This is a genomic window from Paludibacterium purpuratum (genome assembly GCF_004363805.1).
In the GTDB taxonomy this organism is placed as follows: Bacteria; Pseudomonadota; Gammaproteobacteria; order Burkholderiales; family Chromobacteriaceae; genus Paludibacterium; species Paludibacterium purpuratum.
In genome coordinates, this window is sequence record NZ_SNZP01000022.1 from 1 (window position 1) to 16,142 (window position 16,142).

The 16,142-nt window shown below is 61.2% G+C and carries 17 protein-coding genes and 2 tRNA genes; 10 read left to right on the top strand and 9 right to left on the bottom strand.

Going from position 1 to position 16,142, the window contains the following annotated elements; genetic code table 11:
* Positions 1-777 (top strand): methyl-accepting chemotaxis protein (locus DFP86_RS18700; RefSeq protein ID WP_133684159.1); only part of this gene is annotated, 777 nt, incomplete at its 5' end.
* 12 nt (positions 778-789) lie between these two features.
* Here DFP86_RS18700 and DFP86_RS18705 read toward each other — a convergent pair.
* The 5 genes from DFP86_RS18705 to DFP86_RS18725 all read right to left on the bottom strand — a co-directional run bounded on the left by DFP86_RS18705 (position 790) and on the right by DFP86_RS18725 (position 5,945).
* Positions 790-1,794 (bottom strand): ABC transporter ATP-binding protein, encoded by a 1,005-nt coding sequence (locus DFP86_RS18705; protein ID WP_133684161.1) that lies wholly within the window; start codon positions 1,792-1,794, stop codon positions 790-792.
* Positions 1,795-1,825: 31 nt separating this feature from the next.
* Positions 1,826-2,620: an ABC transporter permease gene (locus DFP86_RS18710; RefSeq protein ID WP_133684163.1), complete on the bottom strand. Its 795-nt coding sequence runs from the start codon at positions 2,618-2,620 to the stop codon at positions 1,826-1,828.
* Positions 2,617-3,528: an ABC transporter permease gene (locus DFP86_RS18715; protein WP_208108405.1), complete on the bottom strand. Its 912-nt coding sequence runs from the start codon at positions 3,526-3,528 to the stop codon at positions 2,617-2,619. The genes DFP86_RS18710 and DFP86_RS18715 overlap by 4 nt, the downstream gene beginning before the upstream one ends.
* Before the next feature lie 91 nt (positions 3,529-3,619).
* Positions 3,620-4,714 carry an ABC transporter substrate-binding protein gene (locus DFP86_RS18720; protein WP_133684167.1) on the bottom strand — a complete coding sequence of 365 codons (1,095 nt, stop codon included), beginning with the start codon at positions 4,712-4,714 and terminating at the stop codon, positions 3,620-3,622.
* Positions 4,715-4,889: 175 nt separating this feature from the next.
* Positions 4,890-5,945: a HoxN/HupN/NixA family nickel/cobalt transporter gene (locus tag DFP86_RS18725; protein ID WP_133684169.1), complete on the bottom strand. Its 1,056-nt coding sequence runs from the start codon at positions 5,943-5,945 to the stop codon at positions 4,890-4,892.
* 233 nt (positions 5,946-6,178) lie between these two features.
* On the opposite strand from DFP86_RS18725, the gene DFP86_RS18730 reads away from it, so the two are divergent.
* From DFP86_RS18730 to DFP86_RS18750, 5 genes are read left to right on the top strand one after another with little or no spacing between them, the layout of a single operon-like run.
* On the top strand, positions 6,179-6,481 hold the full coding sequence (locus tag DFP86_RS18730) for a metal-sulfur cluster assembly factor (RefSeq protein ID WP_133684171.1): 303 nt from the start codon (positions 6,179-6,181) through the stop codon (positions 6,479-6,481).
* A 19-nt stretch (positions 6,482-6,500) separates the two neighbouring features.
* Complete coding sequence (locus DFP86_RS18735) at positions 6,501-6,776, top strand: DUF2249 domain-containing protein (RefSeq protein WP_133684173.1); 276 nt, start codon at positions 6,501-6,503, stop codon at positions 6,774-6,776.
* A 14-nt stretch (positions 6,777-6,790) separates the two neighbouring features.
* A complete protein-coding gene (locus tag DFP86_RS18740) occupies positions 6,791-7,897 on the top strand; it encodes a hypothetical protein (protein WP_133684175.1) in 1,107 nt (368 codons plus the stop codon).
* Positions 7,894-8,679 carry a ferredoxin--NADP reductase gene (locus DFP86_RS18745; RefSeq protein WP_133684177.1) on the top strand — a complete coding sequence of 262 codons (786 nt, stop codon included), beginning with the start codon at positions 7,894-7,896 and terminating at the stop codon, positions 8,677-8,679. Before DFP86_RS18740 ends, DFP86_RS18745 begins: the two co-directional genes overlap by 4 nt.
* On the top strand, positions 8,676-9,056 hold the full coding sequence (locus DFP86_RS18750) for a hemerythrin domain-containing protein (RefSeq protein WP_133684180.1): 381 nt from the start codon (positions 8,676-8,678) through the stop codon (positions 9,054-9,056). The genes DFP86_RS18745 and DFP86_RS18750 overlap by 4 nt, the downstream gene beginning before the upstream one ends.
* Here the strand turns inward: DFP86_RS18750 and DFP86_RS18755 are convergent, their stop codons facing one another.
* Positions 9,057-9,437, bottom strand: a complete 381-nt coding sequence (locus DFP86_RS18755) for a SirB2 family protein (protein ID WP_133684182.1) — start codon at positions 9,435-9,437, stop codon at positions 9,057-9,059.
* Between the two features lie 219 nt (positions 9,438-9,656).
* Here DFP86_RS18755 and DFP86_RS18760 point away from each other — a divergent pair, with 219 nt between their 5' ends.
* Together DFP86_RS18760 and DFP86_RS18765 are read left to right on the top strand one after the other, a co-directional pair.
* The gene (locus tag DFP86_RS18760; protein WP_133684184.1) at positions 9,657-11,921 is read left to right on the top strand and encodes a nitric-oxide reductase large subunit; all 2,265 of its coding nucleotides are present in this window, start codon (positions 9,657-9,659) and stop codon (positions 11,919-11,921) included.
* Positions 11,922-12,051: 130 nt separating this feature from the next.
* Complete coding sequence (locus DFP86_RS18765) at positions 12,052-12,516, top strand: Rrf2 family transcriptional regulator (protein ID WP_133684186.1); 465 nt, start codon at positions 12,052-12,054, stop codon at positions 12,514-12,516.
* Between the two features lie 51 nt (positions 12,517-12,567).
* On the opposite strand, the gene DFP86_RS18770 is transcribed toward DFP86_RS18765, so the two are convergent.
* Positions 12,568-12,652 (bottom strand) — tRNA-Leu (locus DFP86_RS18770).
* Positions 12,653-12,823: 171 nt separating this feature from the next.
* Here DFP86_RS18770 and DFP86_RS18775 point away from each other — a divergent pair.
* On the top strand, positions 12,824-13,510 hold the full coding sequence (locus tag DFP86_RS18775) for a Bax inhibitor-1 family protein (protein ID WP_133684188.1): 687 nt from the start codon (positions 12,824-12,826) through the stop codon (positions 13,508-13,510).
* Positions 13,511-13,577: 67 nt separating this feature from the next.
* Here the strand turns inward: DFP86_RS18775 and tilS are convergent, their stop codons facing one another.
* Together tilS and DFP86_RS18785 are read right to left on the bottom strand one after the other, a co-directional pair.
* The gene (tilS, locus tag DFP86_RS18780; protein ID WP_133684190.1) at positions 13,578-14,900 is read right to left on the bottom strand and encodes a tRNA lysidine(34) synthetase TilS; all 1,323 of its coding nucleotides are present in this window, start codon (positions 14,898-14,900) and stop codon (positions 13,578-13,580) included.
* Positions 14,872-15,837 carry an acetyl-CoA carboxylase carboxyltransferase subunit alpha gene (locus DFP86_RS18785; protein WP_133684192.1) on the bottom strand — a complete coding sequence of 322 codons (966 nt, stop codon included), beginning with the start codon at positions 15,835-15,837 and terminating at the stop codon, positions 14,872-14,874. The genes tilS and DFP86_RS18785 overlap by 29 nt, the downstream gene beginning before the upstream one ends.
* A 210-nt stretch (positions 15,838-16,047) precedes the next feature.
* Between DFP86_RS18785 and DFP86_RS18790 the strand changes: the two genes are divergently transcribed.
* Positions 16,048-16,123: transfer RNA gene (locus DFP86_RS18790), tRNA-Val, on the top strand.
* Positions 16,124-16,142: the final 19 nt, after the last annotated feature.

The window sequence follows — 16,142 nt, forward strand, 5'->3', positions numbered from 1 at the left end:
TTGGCCGACCAGACTATGTCGGCCACGCAGAATGTGGAAGAGTTGCTGGCGACGATCCAGGAACAAGTCACCACGTCGAGCGAGACCATGGTCGCCATGGCGGAGCAGGTGCACACCGGCATCTCGGTCTCGCAACAGGCCGGCGACTCGATCGAGGCCGCCTCGCGCGACATCAATACGCTGATCGAACATGTGCGGGTCATCGCCGAGGCCAGCGGCTCGCAAAACGACAAGGTACACGCCATCGCCGCGCAAATCGGCGAAGTCGTCGAGAGTACGCAACAACAATTGATCGACGCTCGCGAGCTGGCGACGCGCGCCACCCAAGTCAGCGAGCAGTGCGACCTACTACTGACCGAGGTCGGCGAATTCCGCTTTGCCGGTCACAAGCGCATGCGCCAAGTGGTCGAGGAAGAGATCGCCAAGTGGCAGCTCACCCGGTTGGACCCGGACGACCTGGACCGCAAGCTCTGCGCTTTATTCCAACGCGAAACCACTTTCGAGATGTTGTGCATCACCGATACCAACGGCCGCCAAATCAGTTCGGACGTCGAATCGGGCAAAGTGAACATCGACGGCCGCAAGAACAATTGGAGCGACCGCCGCTGGTTCCAGGAACCGGCGCGTCAGCGCCGGCTGTTCGTGTCCGACTTGTACCGCTCGGTCGACACCAATCAGTATTGCTTCACCATCGGCACACCGCTATTCGACCAGAAGGGGCAATTGCTCGGCGTGATGAGCGCGGATGTCCGCTTCAACCATATCGTCGGGCAGTAGCGCGACGCGGTATCAACGCACCACCCGCATGTCGTCGCCATGGATCTGCAGGCGTACCGACGTACCCACCGGCATTAGGTCGGCGGCATTGCGGTTGAGGCGATCGACCAGCAGTTGGACGCCACGGCTCTCCACCTGATAACGGATCACGCCGCCCAGCAGTTGGTGGCGGCGGATGACGCCCTCGAACGTCCCCAATTCGTGACTGCCCGTCGCCAGCACATGGATCGACTCCGGGCGGATCGCCATGTGCCCATCGATATGCATCCCCAGCAATTGATGCGCCTCAGCGGCCTTGAGCAGGTTGTAATTGCCCATGAAGCGCGCCACGAATTCGGTTTCGGGACGGGTATAAATCTCTTCGGCGCTGCCGTGTTGCTCCACCCTGCCCTGATTCATCACGTAGATGCGATCCGATAAGGTCAGCGCCTCTTCCTGATCGTGGGTAACGAAGACCGTCGTCAACTGCAGCCGACGCTGAATATCGCGGATCTGCTCACGCAGATTCTTGCGAATACGCGCATCCAGCGCCGACAACGGTTCGTCCAGCAACAGAATCTTCGGCTCCACCACCAGGGCGCGCGCTAGCGCCACGCGCTGCCGCTGTCCGCCCGACAACTCGTGCGGATAATGCGCCTCCTTGCCGGTCAGCTCGACCAGCTTCATCACTTCGGCCACCTTGGCGGCGATGTCGTGCCGGGGCAGCTTACGCACCTTCAGACCGAAACCGATGTTCTGCTCGACATTCAGATTGGGAAACAGCGCGTAGTTCTGAAACACGATGCCGATGCCGCGTTTTTGCGGCGATTGCTGCGTGATGTCATGTCCGCCGACATGAATGGCGCCGGTGGTCGGCGCTTCGAAACCGGCGATCATGCGTAGCACGGTGGTCTTGCCGCAACCGCTCGGCCCGAGGAAGGTGACGAACTCGCCGCGCTCGATCGAGATATCGATGTCATGCACGACAGTGTGGGTGCCGAAACGCTTGCTGATTTGTTTGATGTCCAGGAAAGCCATGGTTTTTCCGATTCTTTGTCAATGCTGCGGCTCAGGCCGTCTTTGGCTTAGCGCGGCCGTTGTGGGCAAACACCTGAATTAGCCCCATCGAGGCCCAGGTCACCAGAAAGGCGATGATCGCCAGCGCCGAGGGTTCGTAGGCGCGGTTGGCGCCGATCAATTGCAGGTAAGGTCCGAAAGCCGGCCGGTTGAGCAGGCTGGCCATGGTGAATTCGCCGATGACCACGGCAAAGGTCAGGAACGCACCGGACAGAATGGCCGATTTGACGTTGGGAAAGATCACCCGCAGCAGGATTTCGCCCCAACCGGCGCCCAGGCTTTGCGCCGCCTCGGTCAGACCGCGCACGTCCACCGCGCGCAAGCCGGTATCGATCGAACGGTAGAGATAGGGCAACGACAGGGTCACATAGCTGGCCACCAGCAGCAGGTCGGTACTGCGCTCGTGCGCGGTCAACGGCAAGAGCGCGCTGCTGTTGTACATCTTCAGATAGCCGAACACGATGACGATGGCCGGAATCACCAACGGCAGCAAAGTGATGAACTCGACCAGCCCACGCAGGCGGGGCAGCTTGAGCTGAATCCAGTAGGCGGTCGGCACCACCAGCAGGATGCCGGTGACGATGGTCAATACCGCCATCAGCGTCGAATAACTGAAGGTGGCCTGAAACTGCGGGTCGGTGAGCACCACTTTGTAGGCGTCGAAGCTCAACGCGTCGCGGCGCATTTTCAGACTGAAGAGGAAGGTGGCCGCCAGCGGCAGCAGAAAGTACGCGCTGCCGACGATGATCGCCACCCAGGCGCCGATGCGTGAAGTCGTGCGTTTCATGCCACTCCCCTTTCCGCGCGGCTGCGCAGCCAGATATAGCCGGCATTCGATAGCCCGGTGACGACGATCATGCCCAAGGCCAGCGCATAGCCGAGGTTCTGGTCGTGCAGCACGTCGCCGCGAATCTGGGCAAATAGCAGAATCGGCACGATATTGAGCGAGCTGCCGGTCAAGGCGTAGGCCGTGGCCACCGCGCCGAAGGCATTGGCGAACAGCAACAGCGCCGAACCCAGGATACTGGGGAACAGAATCGGCAAGGCCACATGCCACCAGAAGTACCAGGTGCCGCCGCCCAGGCTTTCGCAGGCTTCGCGCCATTCGGCTTTCATGCCGTCGATGGCGGGTGCGACGATCAGCACCATCAGCGGGATTTGGAAGTACAGGTAGGTCAGGGTGAGCCCGGTGAAGCTCAGGATACTGAAGCCGGTACCGTACAGGTCGAAATCGAGATATTGGCGCAACAGCGCGGTCAACAGACCAATGCGCCCCAGCGTGGCGAGAAAGGCGAAGGCCAACGGCACGCCGGCGAAATTGGAGGCGACCCCGGAGAAGGTCATCAGCGTCGGACGAATCCAGCCAGGCAACCCGCCTTGGATGGCGGCCAGCGCCAACAAGAGGCCGATGAGCGCACCGCCGGCCGCCGAGACGAAGCTGACCTTGAAGCTGATCCAGTACGCGCCGAGGATGTCGTCGGTGAACAGCCTGGCGATATTGTTCAGGGTAAAGTGGCCCTGCGCGTCCTGCAAGGCACCGACCATCAACTGCAGCGTCGGTAGAATCAGGAACAGCAAAGCGAAAATCAGGAAGGGGGCGATACCGAGCCAGGTCAGGGCCTGGCCGGCGCGGCGACGTGAGGTCGCCCCCGAACCAGGCGCACCGGCCTGCTCTACAGTTTCAGTAATAGCCATCGGTTTTCTTTGCATATCTTTTCGCCGTCCGGCGGGCGCGACCGTGCCGCCATGATCCGCAGACCATGGCGGCCGCTTTGCGGGGAAACGCTTACTTCACGTTGCTACCGACCACACCGTCCCATTGCTTGGTGATGGCGGCCTTGTAAGTTTCCTGGTCTTGCAGCGTCGGGAACACGGCCTTTTTGTACAGGGCCGGCGACGGCAACTTAGCCAACATATCGGCCGGGATCTTCTTCTTGGCGGCCAGATCGTTGAAGCGGATCGGGTGGCAGTAGCCCTTCAGCCAGCCGATTTGGCCGGCGTCGGAATACAGATACTCCATCCACAGCTTGGCGGCGTTCGGGTGCGGCGCGTACTTGCTGATGGCCTGCACGTAGACGCCGGCCAATACACCGCTCTTCGGCACCACGACCTGCACGTTCGGGTTGCCCTTCAGGGTGTCGCGGTCGGCCAGCGCGTTATAGTCCCAACGGATGATGATCGGGGTGGTGCCTTGCGCCAGCGACGCGGCCTTGCCGATGACCGGCACGAAGTTGCCGTTCTTGTTGAGCTGGGCGAAGAACTTCAGCCCGGCGTCGGCGCCCTGTGCCGCACCCTTGGCGCCCTGGCCGATACCCGCGGCATACACGCCGGAGATCGCCTGGTTGGCCACGCGCGGGTCGCCCGCCAATGCCACGGCATTGCGATAGGCCGGCTTCTGCAGATCCTTCCAGTCGGTCGGCACTTGCTTGATCAGATCGGTGTTGACTTCGAACGCCAGGACGCCGTAGTAGTCGCCGTACCAGAAACCATCGCTATCTTTGGCTTCTTTCGGAATGCTGTTCCAGGTCGACACCTTGTACGGCTGGATTAGGCCAGCATCCTTGGCTTGCGGGCCGAAGGACAGACCGACGTCGATCACGTCCGGCGCCTGCGGGCCCATATTGCCCTTATTGGCTTTGATGGCCTCGATCTCGTCGCCCGAACCCGCATCGGGGTTCAGCTCGTTGACCGTGATGCCGTATTTGGCTTTGAAATCCGCCAGCATGGCGCCGTAGCCGCACCAGTCGTGCGGCAAGCCGATGGTGGTCAGCTGCCCTTCTTTCTTGGCAGCCTGGATCAGGCTGTCCAGATTCGTCGCCTGGGCGGCGCTCGCCAGCCCCAAGGCACCTAGTACAGCACATGCAAGCAGATTGCGGTTCATGCGTTTCTCACCCTCTGGAATAGTCCACGACAGACAAGCGCGAGGATAAACAGGCAAAATGACAGACAAATGCCAGTTTTGTGACAAATGCATTGCATGAACAGATAAGCGGTTTATCGTGCGAAAGCGACAACCGAAACGGCGGAATCAAGCCGCTCCGCGATAAGGATGGCGATCAGCGGCTGACTTCCAGGCGGTCGTAGCCCTTCCAGCGATAAATCAGTAGCGACAGCAGCCAACTACCGACGAACACGCCGATGATCAGGTAACCGAGCAAGCCGAAATGGTCGTTCAGTTCGCCGATCAGCGACCAGAAGCCGCCCTCCAACTGCAACTTGTCGGCCAACAGGCCCAAGGCCTCGATGCCGCCCACCAGGACGGCGACCAGCACCGAAATCAGCGTAATACTCAAGTTGTAATAGATCTTGCGGATCGGCTTCAGATAGGCCCAGCCATAGGCGCCCAGCATCAGGTGCCCGTCCAGGGTGTCGACCAAAGACATGCCGGCGCTAAACAGCAAGGGAAACACCATCACCGACCACGGCGACATGCCGTGCGCCGCTTGTGTGGCCGACAAGCCGAGCAAACCCACCTCGGTGGCGGTATCGAAACCGAGCCCGAATAAAAAACCCAGCGGATACATATGCCAGCTTCGCGTCACCAGGCGGAACATCGGACGAAATAGGCGCGCCAGTAAACCGCGACCGGCCAGCAGCAGGTCGAAATCATCGTCGCGATAGACACCGCCGTTCCTGACATGTCGCCAGGACTTGAGAATCGCCAGCAAGATATAGGCGTTCATCAACGCGATCAGCAACAGGAAGGTCGCCGACACCGACGTACCGATCACGCCGCCGACTTGATGGAACGATTCGAGACGACTACTCATGACCTGCGCGGCCAGCGCGACACCGACCGAGGCCAACACGACCACGCTGGAATGGCCGAAGGAGAAGCACAGGCCCACGGACACCGGCCGCTCGCCCTGCTGCATCAGCTTGCGCGTCACATTGTCGATGGCGGCGATGTGATCGGCGTCGACCGCATGGCGTAGGCCGAAGCCATAAGCCAGCAGCGCGCTACCTAACAATACCGGGTGATCGTGAAAAGCAAACAAGGCCCAGCCCCACGCCGCCAGGTTGAACACGACCAGAAAGCCGTAAATCGCCACCAACCGGGCGCGCACCCGATAGCTGGAATGCGCGACCACCCTTGCCCACTGCGCCAGCATGCCATCCCTCTCCCGCCCTGACCGGAAACCGCATCAGTATACCGCCGCTTCATACGTTTTCTTAAAATGTATGAAATCGATTTGCGGTATGTCAACTACGCATGCGGCGGCGGGAACTTTGCCTCGAATCCCTGCCGCACCGACACCGGCCGGCAAAAGATGTATATTAGATATTGATTCGAGAGGCACGCCAGGTTACACTAAAGATGTATTTATTTTATATCTTATAGAAAATGAACGCCGATACCCTACGCGAGGCACTGCGCCAAGTGATCGACCCCGAAGTCGGCATGAACATCGTCGATCTTGGGTTGATCTATCGACTGGATTGGTTGGAGAACGAGGTGAGGATCGAGATGACCATGACCTCGCCGGCCTGCCCGATGGGCGAAAGCATCATGCACGAGGTTCAGACCGTCGTGCACGACCTCGTCCCTCCCGCCTACGCCGTCGAGGTCAGTCTCGTCTGGGATCCGCCCTGGTCGCCGGCATGCATGAGCGAACGGGCTCGCAACCACTTTGGCTGGAATGGCTAACTTTCCCTGGAGCAATACAATGACTCAAGCCGCTGTCACTCTCGATGTCCGTCTGATCGAACCCCGCTTCCGCCACGCGCTGATTTTTGGCATTTTCCAGCACTTGCCGGTCGGCGAAGCGCTGCTACTGACCAACGACCACGATCCCAAGCCCTTGCATTACCAATTCCAAGCCGAAGCGCCCGAGACATTCAGCTGGACCTACCTCGAAACCGGCCCGGAACGTTGGCAAGTCCGCATCGGCAAGGAAGGCGAGATCGAAAGTCTTCAAGCACAAGGCCGCTGCTGCGGTTGACCGAGGACTGCGCCATGGCATCCCGCGCGCCGCTTAACCGCTTCCGCGTTCTGCTGGTCTTGCCGGCCATTGTGGCACTGACGGCCGGCGTGCTGTCCGGACTGGCCCGCCTCGGCCTTCCCATCTCCCTGCCATTCGCCCGTCTGCTGGGCGTGCATGGCGCGCTGATGGTCGGCGGCTTTTTCGGCACCTTGATCGGGCTGGAGCGCGCCGTGGCGCTGGCGCGCGGCTGGCCCTATCTGGCGCCGGCCGCCTCCGGGCTCGCCGCGCTTTGCCTGGTGACCGCCCCCGCCAGTGCGCTGGGGCCGTGGCTGATGGGAGGCGGCGCGCTAGTCATGACACTCGCCTGCGCCGACGTCTGGCGACGGCAGCGCGAGGCACACCTCGCCACGCTCGCCGCGGCCGCCTTCGCCTGGCTGGCGGGCAATGCCGTGTGGCTCTACACCGGCGCCATCGTCCCCGCCGTGCCGCTCTGGGCGGCCTTCCTGATTCTGACGATTGCCGGAGAACGACTGGAACTATCGCGTTTCGTCCCGACACCGCGTCCGGCGCGCCGGCTGTTCGCCGGTATCGTCTTGCTGCTGCTGGGCAGCGCCATGGTTCATGCCGCGACCGGCGAGGCATTGCGGGGTTACGCGCTGGCGTTGTTGCTACTGGCGGCATGGCTGCTGCGTTTCGACATTGCCCGTCGCACGGTCAAGACGGCGGGTTTGACCCGTTATATGGCCATCTGCCTGCTATCCGGTTACGGCTGGCTGGGCGTCTCTGCCTTGCTGGGTTTGACGGGCGCGCTCTACGCGGGCAGCCCACTGCGCGACGCGGCGCTACACGCGCTGCTATTGGGATTCGTGTTTGCCATGGTATGCGGCCACGCGCCGGTCATCGGCCCGGCACTGACCCGGCTCAAAATGCGCTGGCATCGAGGGTTTTATCTTCCGCTGCTGTTACTGCACGGTACGCTATTATTGCGTGTGGCGAGCGCCTGGCACGGCGGCCTGGCATGGCGCCAATGGGGCGCCATCGGCAATGCCCTGGTACTGGCCGTCTTTATGGCCACATTATTGGAAAGCTTCTGGGCCGCGCGCCGCCCGGCATCCAGATTAAGGAGCAAGGCGACATGAGCATGCCCCCCGCACCTTCCCGCCCCAAGCACATCGCCGCGCCCATCCGCGACATTCGGCAATGGGCGCCCAATCTCTGGTCGATCAAGATCGACAAGCCGGAAGGATTCGTCTTCACCCCCGGCCATTATGTCCGGCTCGGCATCGCGGCCGCCCCCGGACACGCCGACGGCGCGATCGTCTGGCGTGCCTATTCCATCGTGTCCGCGCCCGCCGAACCGACGCTGGAATTCCTGATCACCCTGATTCCGGACGGCGCCTTCACCGGCGTGCTGACCACCCTGCAGCCGGGCGGCAGCATCTTGCTGGAGCCCGCCGCACTCGGCTTCTTCCTGGCCGAACAACTCTCGCCGGGCGAGCATCTGTGGATGCTGGCAACCGGCACCGGCCTCGGCCCGTACATCGCCATGCTGCGCCAGCCCACCTCGCTCGCCGCCTATCGTCGGCTTGTGCTGGTTCATAGCGTGCGTCATACCCATGAACTGGCTTATGCCGAGGAGCTGGCGCAACACGCCGAAGCCTCGCAAGGCCGCTTGCACTACCTGCCCATCGTGACGCGAGAGAGCGACGCTAGCCATCTGCATGGCCGCATCCCGCAACTGCTCGCCGAAAACACGCTGCAGAGCCTGGTGCAATTACCGCTCGACCCCTCGGTCAGCCGCGTCATGGTCTGCGGCAACCCGGACTTTACCGCCGACATGCGCCAGTGGCTTAACCAGCAAAGCTTCCTCCCCTGCCGACGCGGCATGGCCGGCAGCATGCTCTTCGAGAACTACTGGTGAAGCGCAGCGCGGCGCTCGTCCCGCTCTCGCGCGAGCATCACACGGCATTGGTGCTGGCCAAGCGCATTGCGTCCCATTGCGACGATGCCGCCGCCTTGGCCGAGCTCATGCGCCAGATCCAAACCCGCCACGCAGCCGATTTGCTGGCGCACTTCGATGAGGAGGAACGGGTGCTGCCGCCCGTTTTACAAGGCGGCGACCCCGAACCCGTGCTGCGCCTCTTGGACGAACACGCCCGCCTACGAACGTTGCTACAACGGATCGATGCCGACGACCGGCAGGCATTGAACGAGTTCGCCACCTTGCTGGCGGCCCATGTGCGCTTCGAAGAGCGGGAGTTGTTTCCCCGCTTCGAAGCGCGCCTATCACTCAGCTAGTCAGCCGCCGAGCCGCGGCGAATGCGTGACCGCCACGCCGACGATATAAGCCACCGTCGCCAATGCCGCCAGAAAGAATCCCAGATTGCGCCTAGGCGATACATCGGGCCGCAACGCCTGCTTGCCGAGCAGCACATACGCCACCAGGGCAAGAAACTTGGCGGTCAACCAGCCATCGACGAACGGAAATTGATGTAGCTGGCTGGCAAGCCAGAATGCCGCCCCCAGCAAAACGGAATCGACCACATGCGGCGCGATGCGCAATAGCCGCCAGCGCCGCCATGCGACGCCCGCCAACTGCAAACCGCCACGCAGCGCGAACAGCGTGACGCTCAGCACCACGCAGGCGATGTGCAGATCCTTGACGATGAAATAGTTCATTCTCCCCCTCTTCTTTGCCAAACCGTGCCAATAAACAATATTTTACATGCATCTTACCGTGCCATCGTGGCGCTTTCACGTCATGCTCCGCACGCCATCCGCCGGCTTGACCGGAATCAAGCATTTCCATTTTAACAAATATCTCATATGCATCTTATGAAGATATATGTTAAATATATCTTATGCCCAGTCCTTTCATCCATCAGAGGGAATGAACACATGAAATCAACATGTCGGTTATGGAGATGGCTCGCGCTGGTTTGCCTGCTGTCATTCTCGGCCTTGCTATACATCGGCAAAGAAATCTATCTGTCTGCGCCACCGATCCCGAGCGCCGTCGTCGCCAGCGACGGCAAAGTGGTCTTCACCGGCGAACAGATCCAGCGCGGTCAGCAGGTCTGGCTCGCCTCGGGCGGGCAGCAAGTCGGTACCGTCTGGGGACACGGCAGTTACGTGGCGCCGGACTGGTCGGCCGATTGGCTGCATCGCGAGGCACTGGCACTGCGCGACATCCGCGCACAGCAAGACAATGGCCGTCCCTATCAGGCACTCGATGCCGAACACCAGTACATGCTGGATGGCTGGCTGCGTCAAACCATGCGCCATAACAGCTACGACCCGGCAAGCCGGCTCATCACGCTCAGCCCCGAGCGTGCTCAGGCCATCGCACAAGTGACGGCGCACTACCAAGGACTCTACGGTACCGACCCGGCATTCGACCTGCTACGCGAGCAGTACGCCATGAATGCCGACGCCGTGCCCAACCAGGCGGATCGTCAGGCCTTGGCGGCGTTCTTCTTCTGGTCCGCCTGGTCGGCGACCACCGACCGTCCGGGTCAAACCGACATTACCTACACCAATAACTGGCCGCACGAACCGCTGGTCGGCAACACCCCCACCGCGGCCAACGGCATGTGGTCCATCGTCAGCGTGATCCTGCTGATCGCGGGTATCGCCGGCATGATCTGGTTCCACAGCGCGCACGCGGAAGGCGAGCCTGTCGCCACGCCCGCCCGCGACCCGCTGCTCAACATCCGCCCCACCCCGTCGATGCGCGCCACCAAGAAATACTTCTACGTGGTGATCGGCCTGTTGCTGACCCAAGTCGGCATGGGCGCCATCACGGCGCACTACGCGGTCGAAGGCCATAGTTTCTTCGGCATGCCGCTCGCCACCATCCTGCCTTGGGTCGTCAGCCGCACCATCCACACCCAATTCGGCGTGCTATGGATCGCCACCGCCTGGCTCGCCACCGGCCTGTACATTTCGCCGCTGTTGTCGGGCCATGAGCCGAAATTGCAAAAGCTCGGCGTGGATGTGCTGTTCTGGGCCTTGATTTTCATTGTGGTCGGCTCCACCGCCTTTGGTTGGATCGGCTCGCTGCAACACCTCGGCACCAGCTTCAGCTTCTGGATCGGTAATCAGGGCCTGGCGTATACCAGCATGGGCCGGGTATGGCAGATCCTGCTCTTTATCGGCCTGTTGTTCTGGCTGCTCCTGATGGGCCGGGCACTGATGCCGGCATTGAAAAACCGTAGCACCGAAGGCCGCGGACTGATCGCCATGGTGTTCCTGTCGGCCGCCTGCATCGGCATGTTCTACGCCTCTTCGCTGGCCTGGGGCCAACGCACCCATTATTCGATGATCGAGTACTGGCGCTGGTGGCTGGTGCATCTGTGGGTGGAAGGCTTCTTCGAAGTATTCGCCACCGCGGTGATCGCGCTAATCTTCTCGCGCCTCGGCCTGATCCGCATGGAGAGCGCCAACCGCGCCATCGTGATGGAGACCATCGTCTTCCTGTTCGGCGGCATCCTCGGCACCTTGCATCACCTGTACTTCACCGGCACCTCGACCGCGGTGATCGCCGTCGGCGCCGTGTTCTCCGCCTTCGAAGTGGTACCGCTCGCGCTGATCGGCCTGGAAGGCTGGCAGACCTATCGCAAGACCCGCGCCGCGCCGTGGGTGGCAACCTACCGCTGGTCGATCCTGTGCTTCGTGGCGGTCGGCGTGTGGAACACGGTGGGCGCCGGTCTGCTCGGTTTCTCGATCAACCCGCCCATTTCGCTCTACTACGTGCAAGGTCTCAACATGACCCCGGCCCACGGCCACGCGGCACTGTTCGGCGTCTACGGCATGTTGGGCATCGGCCTGATGCTGTTTTGCCTGCGCGGGTTGTCGGAGCGCGAGAACTGGGAAGACAAGTGGCTCATGCCTAGCTTCTGGATGCTCAACATCGGGCTATTCATGATGGTGTTCCTGTCCATCCTGCCCTCCGGCATCTACCAAGCCTGGGCCAGCGTCAGCAAGGGCCTGTGGTACGCCCGTTCGCCCGAAGTCATCCATTCGGCGCTGATGCAGAACCTGGTATGGCTGCGCGTGCCGGGCGACATCGTCTTCGCCGCCGGCGTGCTCTGCCTCGGCTGGTTCGCGCTGAAACTGCTCGGCCGGCGCCGCGCCCTGACGGTCGCGACTCAGAATACCTAAGCGCCACACCCGAAAGCAGCGGGCCATACCCTGGCCCGCTGTTTGTCTTTACGGGCGCATCGCCCTTTAGCTATGGGCAGATAAGATATATACTTGTTACATCTTAATGTTTCGATTCAGTGGGGCAGTCATGCAGCTCAACCGTTTTACCGATTACTCGCTGCGCGTGCTGATCTATCTGGCCTACAAAGACGGCGCACTTGCGACGATCAACGAAATATCGAGCAAGTACGCGCTGTCGGAAGGGCATTTGATGAAGGTGGTTCACCACCTGGCGAAATGCGGCTATATCACCACCCTGCGTGGCAAAGGGGGTGGCATGCGCCTGGCGCGTCCGGCGGCGGAAATCAATCTGGGGGCCGTGGTGCGCGACTCGGAGGAAACGCTGAATATCGTCGAGTGCCTGAAAAACGACTACGAGGGAGACTGCAAGCTGTTCGGCGCCTGCAAGTTGATGTCCGTACTACAGAATGCGCACGGACTGTTCCTGAATCACCTCGACCAGTTCTCCCTGGCCGACCTCCTCCAGCCGCAAACGCCGCCATTCGCCGTGGCCACGCTTCAGCCGATGAAGGCCATGCGGCACCCTGCCTAAACGGCCAGGTCGATTCATTCGGACAACAGGTAAACTATTCGAGATTACTGCTGGTGCGAGCGGAGAGACTCGAACTCTCACGCCTTGCGGCGCTGGAACCTAAATCCAGTGCGTCTACCAATTCCGCCACGCTCGCCAATCGACATCAAAGCGTCTAAGATTGCATCGCTTCGATCAAGGACGGCAATAGTACCTGAAGCCCGCCTTCGCATCAACCCAGCGGACTGCACTCTTGAAGAAACTAATTCTGCAGCAATATGTCTATTCGCATGCAGTCCGCAACTTATAACCATTGGGAGAAATCCATATGCACCCGAACCTTCAAACGGCATACAGCTCGACCTTGGCCGACTCGCGCCAAAAGGTTCTGCGCAACACCTATGCCCTACTCGGCTTGTCGATGATTCCCGCCGTCCTCGGCGCAATCGTCGGCACCAATCTTGCCTACTATTTCTTCGTCAGCCCAATCATGTTCACGGTGGGTTTCCTCATCGCCACCTATGGGCTGATGTTTGCCGTCGAAAAGAACCGCTACTCTTCGACCGGCGCATATCTGATGTTCGTGCTGACCTTCGTCATGGGTCTCTGGCTCGGCCCGTTGCTGCAAATCGCCTTACACCTGAAAAACGGCCCGGCACTCATTGCCACCGCAGCGGGCGCCACTTCGCTGATCTTTCTGGTGATGGCCACCATCGGCGCAACCACCAAGCGCGATTTCCGTGGCCTCGACGGCTTTCTGACCACTGGTATCATCGTGCTCTTGGTCTGCATCATCGCCAACCTCTTCCTGCACCTGCCGATATTCCAGCTGATCATTGCTGGCGGCATCGCGATTTTCAGTGCACTGACGATCATGCGGCAGGTCAACCTGGTGGTCGAGGGCGGTGAAACCAGCTACATTTCGGCCGCACTGACCATTTTCGTCATGATTTACAACCTGTTCTCCAGCCTGCTGCAGATCCTGATTGCCATCAGCGGCAACAACCGCAACTAAGCCTAGGCTTCGCGCAAACGACAACGCCCTGCGATGCAGGGCGTTTTTTGTTGCCGAGGGCACACGATCAATCCGGCAGCCAGATCGGCCACACGCCATCCGGCGCGCGGCAATCCGTCGCCACCGCCACCGAGGGCACCGCGGCCAGACGGCCATCCGCCAGAAAAAGCAACGGCCACGACTGGCGCAGCGCCGGCGGAATGCCCGCCTCTTGCAGCAGCGTTTTCACCGGCTTGTGCCCCACTTCGAGCCGCAGCCGCTCGCCACCGCAGCGCTGACGCAATTCGACGCCCTCGCGCAGCAAGTCGCGCGCAATACCCCGTTCGTGCGTCACCCATTGCAAAAGGCCGCCGTGACATGTCTGCTCGCCGGCCTCGAAAAGACCGGTCAGCGATTGACGCTGCGGCAGCGGACCGCCCCCCAGGCGCACGGCCCACACTTGATCGCGATAGCGCAACAAACTCAAAGCACCGACGCGCAATTGAGGGTGGCGATCCGCGCCGGCGGTCAGCAACTGGCCATGAAAATCCGCCAGCGCGTCCGGCCCCGCCTCCCCGGCCTCCAGACGCTTGAGCCAACGCGCCAGCAACTGCCGCTGGCGCGGCATGCCGAGCGTCCGCAACCGGGACAGCAACAAACGTCCTTGCTGCAAGCAGGCGTCGAGATCCTGATCCGCCACCTCATCGAGAATTTGCGCCGCCTGCCCCATCATGTGCGCGCAGCGCTGCAGATGCTGCCGGTAGTCCGGCAGCGCGGATTCGATCAGGGGCAGGATGTCGTGGCGCAGCAGATTGCGGCGCCAACGGGTATCGGCGTTGCTCTCGTCGGTCACCCAGGTCAGCGCATGGGTCGCGGCATAGGCTTCCAGCTCGCGGCGCGACCAGGCCAGCAAGGGGCGCCACAGCCAGAGCCGATCCAAGCGGCGCAACTCGGGCATGGCGGCAAGCGCATGCGGTCCGCCGCCACGCAGCAACTGTAACAAGACGGTTTCGGACTGATCGTCCAGATGATGCGCCAGGGCCAGGCCGGCCGCGGACGACTGGCGATAAACCCGATAACGCGCGTCGCGCGCGACCGCCTCCAGGCTCTCGCCGCCAGCCGGGCGCACATCGACCCGCTCGACTCTGAGCGGCACGCCGCGCGCCAGACAGGCCTGCCGGCAATGCTCGACCCATTCGTCGGCATGCTGGCTCAGGCCGTGGTGCACATGCACGGCGGACAAGTGAAAATGGCGCTGCTCGCGGCAGCGCCATAACAGATCGAGCAGCACCATGGAATCCAGGCCGCCCGACAACCCCACCTCGATCGACGCCTGGCCAGCCAGCTCGGCCGGCCAGTGCGTCAGCAGGGTCGATAGCGGATCAAGCCGCTTCTTCCTTGAATCGTCCATAGCTCATCAGCCGGTCGAAACGGGTTTTGAGCAAGTCATCGACCGTGCGACCGGACAAGTCCTTCAATTGCTCGACCAGCGCGCGCTTCATGCTATTCATGATCTGAGCATGATCGCGATGCGCGCCGCCCAGCGGCTCGTTGATCACGCGATCGACCAAGCCCAGCGTCTTCAAGCGGTGCGCGGTAATACCCAGGGCTTCGGCGGCGTCGGAGGCGCGCTCGGCGGTCTTCCACAAAATCGAAGCACAACCCTCCGGCGAAATGACCGAATAGGTCGAGTATTGCAGCATGTTCAGATAGTCGCCGATGGCGATGGCCAACGCACCGCCGGAGCCACCCTCGCCGATTACCGTGGAGATGACCGGAACGCGCAGCTTGGACATCTCGTAGAGATTGCGGCCGATGGCCTCGCTCTGCCCGCGCTCTTCGGCATCGATGCCCGGATAGGCGCCCGGCGTGTCGACGAAGGTAATGATCGGCATACCGAACTTCTCGGCCAGCTTCATCAAACGCAGGGCCTTGCGATAGCCCTCCGGACGCGGCATGCCGAAGTTACGGTACAGCTTTTCCTTGGTGTCGCGCCCTTTTTGCTGGCCGATAATCATCACCGACTGGCCGTTGAAACGGGCCATGCCGCCGACAATCGCCGGATCGTCGGCAAAAGCGCGATCGCCATGCAATTCGTTGAAATCGGTGAACAGCGCACCGATATAGTCAAGCGTGTACGGGCGTTGCGGATGGCGCGCCACTTGCGAAATCTGCCAGGGCGTCAACTTGCCGTATAACGTCTTGGTCAGCTCCTGGCTTTTCTTCTGCAGGCGCGCAATTTCTTCGGAAATGTCCAGAACGGAGTCGTCCTGCACAAAACGCAATTCTTCAATCTTGTTCTCGAGCTCGGCGATCGGTTGCTCAAAATCGAGAAAGGTCGGTTTCATTCGTTACATCGTCCGCGTATGGGGAATCGGCAAATGATACATGAGGCCGATTGACCTCGTCACCTTTTCTGTCCGACAAAATGCGGCCGCTTACTTTGTTTAAAGGAATCGGCAATTTGCATAAAGTTTTTTGGTTTATCCACTTGCGCAAAAATTTCCCATATGTTTTAATTCGCCTCCTCTCCTGCCGAGCACTGGCGGGGGTTAGCAGGGCGTTTAGCTCAGTTGGTAGAGCGTCTGCCTTACAAGCAGAATGTCGGCGGTTCGACTCCGTCAACGCCCACCAGGTTGGAGCGGTAGTTCAG

Bases quoted from the DNA above. Each gene is read 5' to 3' on its own strand.
- DFP86_RS18760 (WP_133684184.1), top strand. From the start codon at position 9,657: ATGAAATCAACATGTCGGTTATGGAGATGGCTCGCGCTGGTTTGCCTG.
- DFP86_RS18745 (WP_133684177.1), top strand. From the start codon at position 7,894: ATGAGCATGCCCCCCGCACCTTCCCGCCCCAAGCACATCGCCGCGCCC.
- DFP86_RS18725 (WP_133684169.1), bottom strand. From the start codon at position 5,945: ATGCTGGCGCAGTGGGCAAGGGTGGTCGCGCATTCCAGCTATCGGGTG.
- DFP86_RS18755 (WP_133684182.1), bottom strand. From the start codon at position 9,437: ATGAACTATTTCATCGTCAAGGATCTGCACATCGCCTGCGTGGTGCTG.
- DFP86_RS18740 (WP_133684175.1), top strand. From the start codon at position 6,791: ATGGCATCCCGCGCGCCGCTTAACCGCTTCCGCGTTCTGCTGGTCTTG.
- DFP86_RS18720 (WP_133684167.1), bottom strand. From the start codon at position 4,714: ATGAACCGCAATCTGCTTGCATGTGCTGTACTAGGTGCCTTGGGGCTG.
- DFP86_RS18785 (WP_133684192.1), bottom strand. From the start codon at position 15,837: ATGAAACCGACCTTTCTCGATTTTGAGCAACCGATCGCCGAGCTCGAG.
- DFP86_RS18765 (WP_133684186.1), top strand. From the start codon at position 12,052: ATGCAGCTCAACCGTTTTACCGATTACTCGCTGCGCGTGCTGATCTAT.
- DFP86_RS18730 (WP_133684171.1), top strand. From the start codon at position 6,179: ATGAACGCCGATACCCTACGCGAGGCACTGCGCCAAGTGATCGACCCC.
- DFP86_RS18715 (WP_208108405.1), bottom strand. From the start codon at position 3,528: ATGGCTATTACTGAAACTGTAGAGCAGGCCGGTGCGCCTGGTTCGGGG.
- DFP86_RS18735 (WP_133684173.1), top strand. From the start codon at position 6,501: ATGACTCAAGCCGCTGTCACTCTCGATGTCCGTCTGATCGAACCCCGC.
- tilS (WP_133684190.1), bottom strand. From the start codon at position 14,900: ATGGACGATTCAAGGAAGAAGCGGCTTGATCCGCTATCGACCCTGCTG.
- DFP86_RS18775 (WP_133684188.1), top strand. From the start codon at position 12,824: ATGCACCCGAACCTTCAAACGGCATACAGCTCGACCTTGGCCGACTCG.
- DFP86_RS18710 (WP_133684163.1), bottom strand. From the start codon at position 2,620: ATGAAACGCACGACTTCACGCATCGGCGCCTGGGTGGCGATCATCGTC.
- DFP86_RS18705 (WP_133684161.1), bottom strand. From the start codon at position 1,794: ATGGCTTTCCTGGACATCAAACAAATCAGCAAGCGTTTCGGCACCCAC.